General features: G+C 64.0%; 6 protein-coding genes. 4 read left to right on the top strand and 2 right to left on the bottom strand.

Features of this window, described 5'->3' with window-relative positions:
- Positions 1-47: 47 nt before the first annotated feature.
- Both OVA24_RS15110 and OVA24_RS15105 read right to left on the bottom strand, forming a co-directional pair.
- On the bottom strand, positions 48-6,284 hold the full coding sequence (locus OVA24_RS15110; RefSeq protein ID WP_267670753.1) for an immunoglobulin domain-containing protein: 6,237 nt from the start codon (positions 6,282-6,284) through the stop codon (positions 48-50).
- Between the two features lie 248 nt (positions 6,285-6,532).
- Positions 6,533-7,834, bottom strand: coding sequence for an alpha/beta hydrolase family protein (locus OVA24_RS15105; protein ID WP_267670752.1), 1,302 nt, complete (start codon positions 7,832-7,834; stop codon positions 6,533-6,535).
- Between the two features lie 202 nt (positions 7,835-8,036).
- Here OVA24_RS15105 and OVA24_RS15100 point away from each other — a divergent pair, with 202 nt between their 5' ends.
- Genes OVA24_RS15100 through OVA24_RS15085 form a run of 4 tightly spaced genes read left to right on the top strand, consistent with a single transcriptional unit; the run spans position 8,037 to position 15,340 of the window.
- The gene (locus OVA24_RS15100) at positions 8,037-8,576 is read left to right on the top strand and encodes a sigma-70 family RNA polymerase sigma factor (RefSeq protein WP_267670751.1); all 540 of its coding nucleotides are present in this window, start codon (positions 8,037-8,039) and stop codon (positions 8,574-8,576) included.
- Positions 8,573-9,934: a FecR domain-containing protein gene (locus OVA24_RS15095; protein ID WP_267670750.1), complete on the top strand. Its 1,362-nt coding sequence runs from the start codon at positions 8,573-8,575 to the stop codon at positions 9,932-9,934. Before OVA24_RS15100 ends, OVA24_RS15095 begins: the two co-directional genes overlap by 4 nt.
- A 39-nt stretch (positions 9,935-9,973) precedes the next feature.
- A complete protein-coding gene (locus OVA24_RS15090; RefSeq protein ID WP_267670749.1) occupies positions 9,974-10,897 on the top strand; it encodes a hypothetical protein in 924 nt (307 codons plus the stop codon).
- Positions 10,898-10,921: 24 nt separating this feature from the next.
- On the top strand, positions 10,922-15,340 hold the full coding sequence (locus OVA24_RS15085) for a PVC-type heme-binding CxxCH protein (protein WP_267670747.1): 4,419 nt from the start codon (positions 10,922-10,924) through the stop codon (positions 15,338-15,340).
- Positions 15,341-15,343: the final 3 nt, after the last annotated feature.

Below are 15,343 nucleotides of genomic sequence, written 5' to 3'. Positions count from 1 at the left end.
CAGCCCGTCATCCGTCTGTGGGATCGAGTCCGGACCTGCCCGGCGTTTCAGGGGTGCGTGACCTTGATGGTGAAGAACTGCTTGCTGGCGGCGGAGACGGGGAGGTTGGTGCGGACGACGACGGTTTCCGTGCCGTCGCCGTTGTCGGTGGTGCTGACGACCTGGGTTGGGATCGACGGGATGACAGGGAGATCGGAGGCGGCGAGGACCTCGATGGTGACGTCCCCGATGTCTTTGCGGCGGTTGAAGACAACGGTGGGGTAGGCGGTGCCGGAGACGGCGGTGGAACCAGCGGTGGACGCGCTGCCGGCGGGGATGGCGGGAGTCAGGCCAAGGGCGAACTTGATGAGGTTCGAAATCCCATCACCGGCGGGGGTATCGAGCAGGCCGCGCTTGTCGGCAGGCACGTTGAGCAGGGCGGACCAGGCGCTGAAGCCGGCGGCGGGTGGTGGCTCCACGGTGAGCGTGGCGGTCCGGGAGCGGATGCCGGCGGAGTTGGAGATTTCCAACCGGACGGATCCATTGTCACCGGTCGTGGTGTTGGCGATGGTCAGGCTGGCGGTTCCCGCTCCGGAGTAGCGGCCGCCGTTTGCAACCAGCATGCCGTCATGGTACCACTTGTAGGTGATGCCGGTGCCGTAGGTGGTCGCGGTGAAGGTGGCGGCCTGCCCGGTAGGGACGGTGAGGTTGGTGTGGGCGGTGGTAAAGCCGATGTCGGGAGATTCGATGTTGAGTCGGATCAGATCGACACGGTTGTTGGTCGCAGCGGTGGCATTGAAGTTGCCGATGGCGTAGAGATGGCCGGTGGCGGTGGAGAGGATGTCGGTGATTTCACCTGCCACCACGGGCGCGCTGAACGCCGGATCGAGCGTGCCGTTGTCCAGGAGGCGGCGGACCGTGTTGGTGCCTGCGACGATGAGCTTTCCGTCAGTCTGGAAAAAGCCCCGGTAGGCGTTGAGCGGGATGGTCGTTTCATTCCAACCGGAAGTCTCCCGGGCACCGGTGGACGTCAGGCGGAGGTTGCGGAAGTGGACCTTTCCGCCGGGTGCTTCGACGAGGAAGGGACGCGAACTGAAACCGGACTGCCCGGAAGCGTTGTGGCTGAAGGTCGGATCGATGATGCCGTCCTGGCCGACGCGGACGATGTAGGTGGTGGCGTGGGCGTTGGAGAGGCCGGGGTTGTTGGCAGTGGTGACGTTCGGCCCCACGACATACCAACCGCCGGTGGCGGGTGAGGGGTAGAGACCCCAGATGCTGCCGGTGTTCACCTGGTTGAAGGTCGCATCGAGGGCGAACGTGTTGGCCGTCGTGTTAACCGTGTAGCGCCGCAGATTGCCGTTGCTGATGCTGGCGGTGGCGATGAGGAGCCTGCCGGAGGCGTCGAAGGCGATGTCTTCGATGATGCCGGCAAGGTCCCCGCAGGCGGTTGCGGTTCCGTTGGAATTGAAGCGGAAAATGGCGGAGCTGCTGCCGATGTTCGCGGAGGCGTAGAGGATGCCATCCGGGTGGACGGCCCAGCGGATCTTCCCGTAGCTCTGCAGCGGGGAGACGGAGTTGTGGGTGAAACCAGTGAGCCGGGTGCCTGTGGCGTCGAACTGGGCGGCATAGCGCTGGGTGCCGGAAACTCCGGCAAAGCCGAAGTAGCTCGCGCCGATGAAGAAGCTACCTCCCGGGACGGGGAGCAGGCGCGCGGGGTGGGAATCGGTGGCACTATCGATGAATGGATTCGGACTCGACCACGACGTGTCGATGGATCCGGCAAGTCCGGTGACGGCGATGTTCGCCGCGGTGCTGCGGGTCACGCCATGGGCATTGGTGACGACCAGGCGGTAGGCCCCGGAATCCGTCTCCGCGAGGTTGCTGATGACGAGGGTGGTGGAGGTCGCTCCGGTGATCCTGCCGCTGACGTTGGCGATGGTGACGCCGTCTTTCTGCCAGGCATAGGAAAGGGTGGGGGCGCCTTTGGCCGTGCCGGTGAGCGTGGCGGTGGAGCCGCTGGTGTTGTAGGTGAGGGAGATGTCCCCGGAGATCTCCGGCTCCGCCAGCACATCCAGATACATGGGGCGGCTGGTCACGGTGCCGGAGGTATTGGTGGCGCTGACCGTGTAGGTGCCTTCATGCGCCCGCTGGACGGGATTGCGGGTGAGGGTGGCGGCATTCGCTCCGGAGATAGGCTCGCCGTTGAGATACCATTGGTAGGTGATCGCCCCGGTTCCCAGCGCGGTGGACGTGAGGGTGACGTTGGCGTTGAGGTTCACCGTGTTCGCCGGGGTGGTGGCGGTTGCCGTCACGGGGTGGGTGGAGAAGGCAAGTTCGGTGTCAGCGGTGAAGTAGCGGACGAAGTAGGAATGTGAGGTCGCCTCATCGGTGAAGGTACCTGCCAGGATGTGGGTGCCGTTGGTGGACGGTGCCATCATGAGGGCCGGGCCGGTGGCGGCGGAGTGCCCGGTGGTCGCGCCGAATCCACGGCGGTCGCGGGCACCGTTGGGGTGGAGGACTTCATGGACCGTGCGGTTGCCCTGGGCGTCCATGGTGATGTTTCCGGCCAGGGAAAGGCGGCCGTCCGGCAGGACCCGCAGCGCATGGACCACCCCGGTGAAAGATGACGGGAAGAAGGACGGGATGTGGGCACCGGTGATGGCGTCGAACTTCGCGACCCGCCCGGCGGGAGCCGCGCCAATGAGAGTGATGTTCTCTCCGCCGATGAAGACGGAGCCATCCGCTCCGGCGGTGATCGCGTTGATGCGAGGGATGCCGCTGGAGGTGGCGAACGCTCCGGGACCGGCGAATTGCGGATCGAGCACGCCTTCCGCGTCCAGGCGTGCGACACGGTTCCGGGTTTGTCCCGCGACATGGGTGAAGGAGCCGCCGAGGAGGATGCGGCCGGAGGTGTCCTGGGAGATCGCGGTGACGGAGGCGGCTGGAGTCAGGGAGACCGGCGCGAAAAGCGGGTCGATGGCCCCGGTGACCTTCGTCCGGAACAGCTTTGAAGGATGGCCGGACACGGTGGCGGAGGCACCTGCCTGGACAAGCAGGCGGCCATCGGAAAGGAGGGCCATGGCGGCGATGGCGCTGCCGCCGCCGGTGCCGATGTTGGTGAAGCTGAATTGGTCGTCCTTCGTCAGGTCCGCATTGAGGCGGATGGCGCCGAACTCGGAACCGACGATGATCTTTCCGTCCGGCAGGCGGAAGAGCCACTTCACCGTGCCGCTGATGTCCAGGGGACTGGAATCGAAACTGGTGTCGATGGTGCCGTCCGGGAAGAGCCGGAAGAGCGTGCGGGTGCCGGTCGCGGCGGAGCTGAACGAGCCGCCCGCGAGGTGGCTGCCATCCGGCAGGGTGAGGATGGTGTTGTAGCTGCCGCTGGTGGGTGAAGTCGGTGTGAATCCAAAGCGGAATGAAGGATCCACGGTGCCGTGGCGGGGGAGGACGGAGAGGTAAAAGGTGGGGGTGTCCGTGCTGCCGCCCGGGCCGGTGATACGGAGGAAATAGTTCCCTGCGTCAGCGGCGGTGAGGGCGGGGAAGAAGTAGCCCGCGTTCGCCGCGCCGGAAAGGGCGGAACCGTTCTTGTACCACTGGTAGGTGAGCGGACCGGTGCCACCCGCCTGGGCGGACAGGTGGTGCCGGTAACCCAGGTAGCCGGGGGCTGCGGACGGTGGATGGATGATGTAAGGTGCTCCTCCGATGTTGAGGCGGCTGGACTGGCTGACCAGCACCGTGCCGCCGATGGTCACACGCACGTGGTAGCGGGCCGCGTCCGACGTGGATACGGACGGGATCACAAGTGAAGCTGAGGATTGTCCGGAAATGATCTGGCCGTCCTTGAACCATTCGTAGATGGCTCCGGATGCGGGGCCCGCAAGGGTGACGGTGAAAGTTGCCTGCTGTCCCGGGGAAGCGGTCACATCCCCCGGGAAGCTGCGGATGGAGGGATAGGCAGGAGCCGCGCCAGTGAGGAGGTGGAAGGTATTGGCGGCACCAACGAGGATGTTGCCGTCCGGTTGGGCGTGGAGGGTATTGATGGTCTGGGCCGCGGGGCGTCCCGGAAAGCTGGTGTCGAGCGTGCCGTCCGTGTTCAGGCGGGCGATGTTGTTGCGGGTTGTGCCGTTGACCTGGGTGAAGGCTCCGCCGAGGAGGATTCGGTCCTGGCCATCGAGAGCCAGTGTGAGGACCCGGCCGTTGTTTCCGCTCACGAAGGTCGGCGGCGTGAACGAGCCATCAATGGCACCGGTCGGCAGGATGCGGGCGACGCGTGCGATGTTCGTGCCACGGTAGCTGGTGAAGTCCCCCGTGGCGACAATGGAACCATCCTTCTGGAGGGCGATGGTGTTCAGGTCGCCATTGAAGCCATTGTTGGAAGTGCCGCCCGTATCGAAGGTGAGATCCAGCGTGCCGTCGGGATGGAGGCGGGCGATGCGGCCTCGCTGGAGTCCGTTCACCGTGTTGAACTCTCCGGCGATGATGAGCTTTCCGTCCGGCGCGATGACGAAGGAGCGGACGAAATCGCCGGTGTTGGGCGGGTTGAATGAAAAGTCGATGCCACCGTTGTGGTTGAAGATGCGATGGATGCCGTAGCTGCCTGCCACGTAGGTGGTGTCCCCTGGGCCTGGGCGGATGGCGTAAGTCGTGCCACCCAGCTCATTGGGCCAGTCAAAGGCATGGTCGATGGAACCATCCGGCAGCACCTTGCGCAGGTATTGGCTGGAGGTGCCGCCTCCTCCGACGAGGACGGAGCCGTCGGAGAGGGGCTGCATCGCGTAGGGTGTTTCGTTGGTGGTGATGGTGGTGGTGGAAGGGAGGAAGGCGGGATCCCTCGTCCCGTCGGGCAGCAGGCGGGTCAGCCGGTGACCGGGCGTATTGGGGAAAACCGTGCCGAACGCTCCGCCGAACCAGAGGGTGCCATCCTGCCCGCGGGCGACGGCGTGGACCGGCCCGGTGACGGAGAGCGGCTGCACGGAGTAGTCGATGTGGCCGGGGGTGGCGGGTTCCACGTTCACGGTGGCCGCGTTGGATACCGCCGTGCCGCCGCCATTGGTGATCTCCAGCGTGTAGCTTCCGGCGTTGGCCGCGGACGCGGACGGGACGGTGTAGGTGCGTGAGGTGGCACCGGAGATGATGTTGCCGCCCAGTTTCCACTGGTAGGTGATCGGCAGGGTGGCGTTGGAGTGGCTCGCGGTCAGGGTCAGGGTTGCCCCTTCGTTGACGCCCTTGCTCTCCGGCTGGGTGATGATCGCGGGTGCGATGGCGACCCGCGGCGCGGAGGTGAGGTCGATGCGGAAGAACGCCGTCGTCGATGAGTAGATGAGCGTGTTTCCGCCGATGGAGAGCTGCCGTGCGTTGGAACCCCTGAAGGCGGGAGCAGTGCCGCCATTGATCCTCGCGAAGGAGTTTCCGCCATCCGTGGACTCCAGCAGGTTCTGGCTGCTGGTGAAGGCGTAGATGCGCGTGCCGTCGGTGGCAAGGCTGCGGATGCTGCCCTGGCCAAGGGATTGGGTGACGTTCGTCCAGGTGTTCCCCTGGTCGGTGCTGCGGAAGATGTTGGCATCCTGGACCGCGGCGAAGATGGTACCATCATCCAGCGTCACGATGTCCCGGGCGGAGGCGGAGGAGAGACCGTTGTTGACCGCCGTCCAGTTCGCCCCGCCATCCATGCTGCGGTAGATGCCCGTGGAGGGACCGGTGGCGAAGACCGCTTGGGATGTGGAAGCGATGCCGCTGAGGACGGTCGCCTGGTAGGGCCAGGTGAGGGTGGCGGGGATCCCGTTGCGGGCAGGTGCCCAGGTGAGGCCGTTGTCGGTGGATTTCCAGACTCCTTGGCCAAGCTGGTCGCTGGCATAGAGCGCCCCCTGGTGCTCGGTCATTCCCGTGAAGCCGATGCCGGGCGGATAGCTGGAAGGGGAGGGTGTCGGTACTTCGGTCCACGAGGCTCCGTTGCTGTCGGAATACCAGACCGGACTGCCGATGCGGTTGTCCCAGGTGGCGAGATCCCCCATCCGGAACAGACGGCCGGAGGATGCCTTGAAATAGTGGTTCGCCGTGATGATGCGGTTGGATGAATCCAGCAGGTTCCCGGAGACATTGGTCCAGGTCACCCCTCCGTCATTGGAGCGGTAGTCGCCCGTGGTGGTGCCTGCGAACCACGACGTCCCGGTGAAACGCTGGGGGCCCGATCCGGCGGGTGTTCCGGAGATCTGCCCGGAGAGGGACTGCCATGTCTGCGCGGAGGAGGGAGTGGGGACGAGCAACGCGGATAGGATGAGGGAGGAGCGGAGGACGCTTTTCATGGGATGAAGGGCGGGGAAGGTTGGAAGGGAGTTGCGGCGGATGCCGTGGAGGCTCGTGTCAGGATGCTTTGCCGGGGTAACAACGATCCGACGGAGTTTGTATTGGATGAAAATTTCCGGATATCCCCTGAACCGGGGATATGGCATTCCAATCAAAACGGATGTTTTCCGTCCTGCTGTTGGAATATCCCGGGGGGATCCGCCTGCGGAGGATCCGGAAAACGGAACATGCCTGCTCCGGAAGGTGGTTATGCCAGCCACCTGGCAAACCAACCGAAGGCCTCTTCCTGCATCGGGAGGTCGAACTTGTGGTGGCCCTCATGATAACCCGACCGGTATCTGTCAGCGGCGTCCGCCTTCGTGTAGATGTCCCGCAGGATGGAGTCCGCCTTCTTCATCTGTTCCAAGGTGAAGAGCTGGTCCTGGCTGTTGTTCAGAACCATGACCGGGACGGAAGGGCGGATGCCCAGGATCTCCGGGAAATCGAGGAAATTGGACAACAGGGGGCAGTAGATCATCCACGTATGGGTGTATGCCTTGTGCAACAGGAAGTCATCCCAGGTGGACATGAAACCGATGCAGACGGCGCACTTGATCCGGTCGTCGAGGCCGGTGAGATAGACGGTTCTCAGCCCACCGCCGGAAAGTCCCCCGCAGCCGATCTTGTCCGGGTCCACATCCGCGCGGGCAGACAGCACGTCGAGGGCGGCCCTGTCTTCCGCGAGGGTCACGCCCGGCCAGGTCGTGCCGGCGCAGAACAGCGACTTGGCCATGACATTTTCATGTTCGGCGGCCCATGTGTTGTAGGCGGCGATGTTCGCGCCGTCCTCAGGATCAGCGTCCGACTTTCCCGCCACATTGAGGGGACCCCATGGAATGCCTTCCATATCCCCGTAGTGGACCCGTCGGCTGCCGAAGGCGAAGGTGTCATGGACCAGCACGACATGGCCGCGTCTGGCGACCTCGTTCGCCCACGCCATTCCGCTGTAGTATTTCTTCTGGTGCTCGATCTGCAGCGGATGCGCTTCAGCGGAGGTCCGGGTGATCTTCCTCGTGCCGAAGTACTTGTTCCCGCCATGATCGTGCAGCGCGAGGATGCCCGGCAGCGGTTCCCTGGCACCTTCGGGTTTGAGGAGGATTGCCTGGGTGCGCCTGCCATAGGGCAACTGCCAGCTCAGTTCCTCGACGGTGAGGCCTTCATAGGTGTAGGATCTGTCCACCACCGCCTCCGGTTTTTCCAGCACCGGAGGTGAAAGCAGTTCCCAGGTCTTTTCCCGCGCCGCCTTCCGCCAGGATTCCAGGTCTTTCCATCTGTCATGACGGAAAGAAAGGGAAGGTATGGCGGGACGCAGCGATGAAGCCCAGTTACCGTAGTTTCCGATGATGCTTTTCTCCTGCTGGGCGGCGGCGGTGGAGGCCGCACGGGCTTGATCCGGCGGCAGAAGCGATGATGCGCCCAGCCATGCGGGAATGCCGCCCAGGATCCCCGTGGAACTTTTCAGAAAGTCGCGGCGGGTGGTGTTTCCTTCTGCATCAGGGTTCTCGTTCATGATCTCGGGAGGTCGATCCGGACGTCGGCGATACGGGCGGTCTCCGGATACACCTAGATTTCCTACAGCGGTAACCGCTGGATGTTAAAGCATTTCGTGAATGCCCGCCATGCCGCGTGGGAGGGCGGAATTGACGATTCCGGGGCGGGTGAAGATTTGCGCGTCATATTTTCCCGGGATCGGCTAAATCTTCATGACACTTATGGCTGTCGATTCTTCCAACCGGGGGCACACCCCAGCGTTCGTCGGGCATCTCACGGGATGCCAGAGTGCGCTGTATGCATTCATCTGCGCGCTGCTGGGAGGTGCGGAGGGAGCGGGGGACGTCCTGCAGGAGACGAACATCGTGCTCTGGAACAAGGCGGCTGACTATGATCCCGCCCGCCCTTTCCTGCCGTGGGCCTACACATTCGCGCGGTTCCAGGTCCTGGCGTGGCGGAAGAAACAGTCGCGGGACCGGCTTGTTCTGGATGATGACCTGCTGGACCGTGTGGCGGATGACTTCGTGGCGCTGGATGTGACGGCGGAAAAGCAACTGGAGGCGCTGGAGGGATGTCTCTCAAAGCTGCCTCCGCCCCAGCGGGAACTGCTGGATTCCCGTTACACGAAAGGGGAGCCGGTCAATGAGATCGCGGTGCGGATGGGACGGGATGAGAACGTGGTTTCCGCAAGTCTCTACCGCATCCGGAAAACGCTGATGAGGTGCGTCGAAAGCACCCTTGGACAGGAGGCCCGCTCATGAATCCGGCAGGTGAATTTGAACTGTTGCTGGCCGCGGTGCTTCATGGGGAAGCGTCTCCGGCGCAGTTGGAACGGCTCCGGGAGCTGATGCGTTCGGATGCCTCGCTGCGTGCGGAGTATGTCGCGCAGATGCGGGCCCATGCCCTCCTCCGGTGGAGCGCGGGAACCGCAACCCCGGAGGAAAGTCCCGCGGCGGCGGTGGTGGCATTTCCACAGCGCCGTTGGGGTAGATGGCTGGCGGGCGTTGCTGCGGTGGGTTTGCTGGGGTTCTTCCTCTCTCCCCGGCCTGCGGAAAAGCCGCAACCTCCCGCCATGGTGAAGCTGGAAGTGCTGGAGGCATCCCAGCAGGGTGGGGTGGGGGGAGGGTCCATCCCCATCACCACGGGTATGGAACTTTCGGTGAGTGAACTGCAGATGCCGGAGGGATCGTTCCGCTTCCGCCTGGGATCGGGCGTGGTGGTCGGTGTCACGGGGCCGGCTGAGCTGCAGTTTTTCAACGCCATGCACCTGCGCGTGATCCGCGGAAAGGTCACGGCGGATGTGGGTGAAGAAGGCAAGGGCTTCATCGTGGACACCGCCCAGACGCGGGTGGTGGATCTGGGTACACGCTTCGGCGTGGATGTTGCGGAATCCGGGCATACCGATGTGGTGGTGTTCCAGGGGGAGGTGGAGCTATATGATGCCGACCGCAAAAGCGGGGCTGCCCGGCCAACCTCCGTCAGCCGCCTGGTGGAAGGAGAGGCGGTGCGGGTGAACGTGGCGAAGGAGGTGAGCCGCATCTCCAGTGTCTCCTCCGGTCCGGTGGGCGATGATGAATGGTCCACCAGTGGTATGGGCGATGGTCTGTCCACCATTTCCGCGGTGCATGACAATCTCCACAACCCGAAGTCGAACTTCTACTACCGCATCCTCCGTGGAGGGATGCGGGAGGATGCCCGGGCATTCATCGCGAAGCGCCATGAATGGAATGGTCTGGATGAAGAGGGCCTGCCCGACTGGCTGGTGGGGGCGGATCTGGTGCAGACCTTTCCGGCCGGCGACCGCAACGGAACCCTGCAACTCACGGTGACCACCACCATGCCCGCCGAACTCTATGTGATCGTGGACAGCCGCGTGCCCGCGCCCACCTGGCTGGCGGACGCGTTCCAGGACACAGGAGAGCGGATCGGTCTGGAGAACGCGCCGCTGCCGGACAGCGGGATCGATACGGGGAAAGGGCCGGGGGGGGGGAATCTCGCGCCATTCGCGGTCTGGAAACGGGTCCTCCCCCAAGCGGGTGACTATGTCCTCGGACCGCCGCCGCTGGGGCCGGAGGACCGCCCGCACTGGATGTATGGCATCGCCGCCCGGAAATTCTGAAAACCTTTTCCCCCCCAAAAAAAAAGTACTCCGAAACCCATGAAACCCATCCGTATCCATCACCTCCTGGCGCTTCTGCCGGCGCTCTCCGCTTGTCCGTATGCCCGTGCGGCGAATATCGTGTTCACGGTTTCCTCGGGTAACTGGAACTCCAGCAACTGGACCGGCGGAGGTGTGCCTCCGGGTAGCTCGGATTCGGGGCTGATCCGCGGGAACAGGACGGTGACCCTGGACCAGGACCAGGGGACCATCATCAACGTGTTCCTCGGTGAGGACTCGGGATATGGCACCTTGCTTTTCAATGCGGGTGGCTCCCTGAACCTGACAGGTACCATGGATGTGATGCGGCGCGCGAGCGGCAGCATGCCGGATGCGGTGGGCACCCTGACGATGACAGGAGGCGCGCTGACTTCCGCCGGAGGCATGTATGTCGGGGTTGGTGGAGCGGGGAACACCGGCACCAGTTCCGGCACGGCAACCATTTCCGGAGGTTCCTATACGGGCGCGGTGTCCATCGGCTCCATTTCCGTGTCCACTGCGGTTGGAGTCTTCAATGTGGTGGGGTCTTCCGCATCGATCGGTGATGGTGGCGCCGCGAGGTCGTTCTCCGTGAATCCCTATGGCACGCTGGGCTTCACCCTGGGGGCCACGGGAGTCTCCACCCTCGACTATGCGGCGAGTGCCGTGAACTTCGCCAATGGTTCCTCGATCGTGATCGATGGCAGCGCCTACACCGGAACCGGAGGTGACCTGGTGCTCATCAATGGTGGAACACTCACTGGCACTGCGGCGCGGACTTTCACCGGCTTTACGGGGTTCACCCCGGAACTGATCTACAACCAAGGGGGGGACGGCGACCTGATCCTGCGTCTCACCGCCGTGCCGGAACCGGCGGTGATCACCCTCGCCTCAGGATGGATGGCGTTCGGCCTCCGCAGAAGGCGCACCCGCTCCGCCGCCTGATCTCCGGCAACATTTCCTGATTCCATGAAATCCGCCCCATTTGTCGCGGCAGTCCTCGCTTTGTTCTCCACCGGTGTTTCGACCGCCGTGGAGGTGAAGAAGGTGCTGTTTTTTTCGAAATCCTCCGGCTTCGAGCATTCCGTCATCCGCCACACCGACGGCAAGCCGAGCCACGTGGAGAACGTGCTGGCGGAGATCGGAAAGGCGCATGGCATCGAGTTCACCTGCACGAAGGACGGCGGGATTTTCACCAAGGAAGGGTTGGCCCCATTTGATGCGGTCTTCTTCTACACGACGGGGGATCTCACGAAGCCGGGGAATGACGGCCAGCCACCGATGCCGGCGGACGGAAAGCAGGTGCTGATCGATTTCATCAGCTCCGGCAAAGGCTTCATCGGCACACACAGCGCGACGGATACCTTCCACAGCGCGGGAGACCGCTACACGAACAACCACGAGTGTGATCCGTATATCTGCATGCTCGGCGGGGAGTTCATCACCCATGGCTCCCAGCAGGAGGCGACGCTCACAGTGGCCAGCCCCGCGTTTCCCGGCATGGCTGCGGCGGGCGGGGGCTTCAGGATCATGGAGGAGTGGTATGCGATGAAAAACTTCGCGCCGGATCTCCATGTGCTGCTGGTCCAGCAGACGGCGGACATGACGGGAAACAAGAAAGGAAATCCGTATGACAGGCCGCCATTTCCCGCGGCATGGGCGCGGACGCAGGGGAAGGGGCGCGTCTATTACACCTCGCTCGGCCATAAGCCGGGCACGTGGACGAACCCGATCTTCCAAGGCATGCTGGTGGGGGCGCTGAACTGGACCACCGGCAGGGTGGATGCGGATGTGACGCCGAACATCACGAAGGTCACGCCCGGCTTTGCGACGAACGGACCACCTTCAAAGACTACGGCGGAGATCGAAGCAGGTGAGGATGCGGACGGGGGGATGACGGAGACTGCTCCGTCAGGGGTGGCCGGGCTGGTGGTGACCGCGTCCGGCCACCAGGGAGGTGCCCGTCCGAACCCGCCGGAGAATGCCATCGACGGGAAGCCGGAAACCTATTGGGCGGCGAAGGGACTGGAGTTCCCCCAGTGGCTGCAGGTGGATTTCGGGAAGCCGGTGAAGCTGGGGATCAGCCGCATCACATGGACCTCCGCGAAGCATCGTTTCCACTATCGGATCGAGGGATCGGATGATGGAAAGCAGTGGAAGATGATCTTCGATGGGACCGCGAACACGCGGATCAAGGTGATGGAGGACAAGCTGGAGGGAATGGCCAGGTATCTCCGTGTGACCCTTGTCGGTGTGGCGGATGGGATTCCCGGAAAGGTCCGCCCCGGCATCTCCGGATGGGAGTTTCCCGGCATGGTGATGCCGGCGAAGGCGAAGCCTGCTACCGCCGTGGCCAAGGTATCCATTTCCCCGGAAAAGGAAAAAGAGCTGCTGGCTGAGACACGCATTCCGGACGGCTATGAGGCGACGATTTTCGCCGCGCCGCCGATGATCAACTACCCGACGTTCATCGCGACGGCTCCGGATGGCACGGTCTTCGTCTCCTGCGACAAGAACGGCGCGGGCGGCAGGAAGCCGCATCAGGGGCGGATCGTCCGGCTGCGGGATACGGACGGCGATGGCCGGGCGGACAAGGCGACGGATTTCGTAGCGGACATCGACACGCCGCGCGGCCTTGTATGGGACCATGACAGGCTCTACGTCATGCACCCGCCGCACCTCAGCGTCTTCATCGACAAGGACGGCGATGGTGTTTCCGATGAGCACAAGATCCTGGTGAAGAACATCGGCTGGGGATTCAAGGATCGGTCGGGCGACCATGCTTCGGATGGCCTGGAAATGGGCATCGACGGCTGGCTCTACGGATCGGTCGGTGATTTCGGATTCTTCCAGGCTGAGGGTGCGGATGGAAAAAAGGTCACTCTGCGCGGCGGCGGCGTCATCCGGGTGAGGCCGGATGGAACGGGACTGGAGATCCATTCGCGGGGCACGCGGAATGTCTATGCGGTGGCGGTGGATCCGCTGCTGAATGTCTATGGCCGCGACAACAACAACGACGGTAGCTGGGGTGTCCTGCTCCATCATTTCACCGGCATGGACCAACGTGGCTATCCGTCGCTGTTCCTGAACTTCCCGGAAGATGTCCTGCCGCCGATGGCGGACTATGTCACCGGCTCCGGCAGTGGTGCTTTCTATCTCGATGAACCGGGCGTCCCGGAGAAGCACCGTGGTCTGTTCACCTGCGACTGGGGTAAGAGTTTCGTCTATCATCACCCGCTGACGCCATCCGGTGCCACATTCAAGGCAGGCCAGGAGGAGTTCATCGGCGTGCCGCGCACCATCGACATGAAGGCGGACGCTTCCAGCAACCTCTACGTGGCGAGCTGGCGCGGCGCGATCTTCAACTACTCCGGCGAGGACGTCGGTTACATCGCACGGGTGAAGCGTGGCGGCTATCAGGCGCAAGCCTTGCCGGACTTTGCGGAGGCGGGGCCACGGGAACTGCTGGCCCTGCTCGGCTCGGATAGCCATCGCCGCCGCATCGAGGCGCAGCGTGCGCTCGTCCGTGGCGGGGGCGCGGTCCGCCTGGCGGCGCCACTCGCCGCGCTGGCTGGAAATGCCAAACAACCGCTTGCGGTGCGGGTGGCGGCGGTTTTCGCCCTGAAGCAGGCGCTCGGTGAGGAATCACATTCCGGGCTGGCGGCACTGGCGTCTGACGCGGAGATCCGGCCCTTTGTCATCCGTGCGCTGACAGATGATCTTGGCAAAATGAAGCAGGTGCCGGTTTCCACACTGCTGACCGCGCTGGACGACGAACTGCCGCGCACCCGTCTGGAAGCCGCCCGCGCCCTGGGTCGTCTGGGGGATCTTTCACAGGCTGGATCCATCGCCGCACGCCTCATTGAGAAGGATCCGGTGGTGCTGCACACCGTCGTGCGGGTGCTGGATGAACTGCGGGCGGACGATGCCTGCTTCGCGATGCTGTCACGCCGCGACCTCCAGCCCTCCGCCCATGCCGCCGCGCTGCGGGTCGTGCGCGGCCACCATCAGCCGGAGGTTGTGGGGAATGTCATAGGCCTCCTGGAAAAGGAAAAGGATACTGCCCGCCGCAGGGATCTGCTTTCCGCTCTCTGCCGCCTTCATTCCCGTGAAACGGAATGGAAAGGGAATGGCTGGGGATTGGCACCGGATACTACGGGACCGTATTTCCTGCCGGAAGCCTGGGCGGAGACTCCGCGCATCACGGCGGTGCTGAAACAGGAAGTCCTCGCCGCGAAGGGCGACGAAGCCGCCTTCCTCATCGGTGAGCTGAATCGCCACCAGATCCATCTGGAGGAAGCGGTAGCATCCATCCTGAAACTGGCGGAGGACGACGCGCGCCACATCCCGGCGGCGGTGGACATGCTGGCACGCGGCACCACCGTGCCGGAGCAGGGGACACCCATCTTGGTCCGCGCCGCCCTCGACAAGAAATCATCCGATGACGTTCGCGGGGATGCGGTCGTCGCGCTGTCCCGCACCACCAGCGCGGAAGGTTGCCTCGCCAGCCTGGAAGTCTTCGCCGACTTCGAGAAAAAGCCGCGCGGCGAACGTCTTCGCAGCCGCCCGTTCAAGCGGGCAAAGGAAGCTTTCTTCAGCTCGCAGGCACTCCCGTCGCACACGGCCCTGCTCATCCGGACGGCCCTGGGATCCGGGGATGGCACTCCCGCATGGGCGGACGCGGCTTTGCTGAAAGTATCCGCCGGTTCCGCCGAGGCACGTGGCCACATCGATGACTCCTGGAAGTCTCCCGCCGGTCGTGTGCGCATCCTTTCCGCCATCACCGTGTCCATGGACCGTGGCGCGAAGGACAGGGTGCTTTCCGCGCTGGCGGATCCGGACAAGGCGGTGGCCACGGCGGCGGCCGTCGCGGCAAAGGCGCTCAAGCTGGACCCCAAAGCGACGCCATCCGCGCTCATCGGCACGCTCAAGCAGGAGGCCGTGCTACGCACAATGGCGAAGATGAAGGGCGACCCGGAGCTGGGTGAGCAACTCTTCACCCAGCAGGGCTGCATGGCATGCCATACGGTGAACGCGGGCGACGCCCTGCGTGCCGGACCTTACCTCGGAGGCACCGCCGGGGTCTATCGCAAGGACGAGCTGGCGGAAATGATCCTCAATCCGTCGAAGTCACTCGCCCAGGGATACGAGCCGCACCAGATCACCACGAAAGATGGCGGTGTCCATCTCGGCTTCATCGAAACGGCGGACAAGGAGAAACTCGTCGTCCGCGACATGGCGATGCAGAGGAAGGATATCCGCGCGGGCGATGTCACGGAGAACCTCGCGCTGGAAACCTCGCTGATGCCACCGGGACTGGTGGACAGCCTCACCGAGAAGGAACTGGCCGCCCTCCTGGCCTACCTCGAATCCCTCGCCGCCCATTGAGAA

This window comes from Luteolibacter sp. SL250, from assembly GCF_026625605.1.
Classification (GTDB): domain Bacteria; phylum Verrucomicrobiota; class Verrucomicrobiia; order Verrucomicrobiales; family Akkermansiaceae; genus Luteolibacter.
This window is presented reverse-complemented; position numbering and strand designations above follow the sequence as displayed.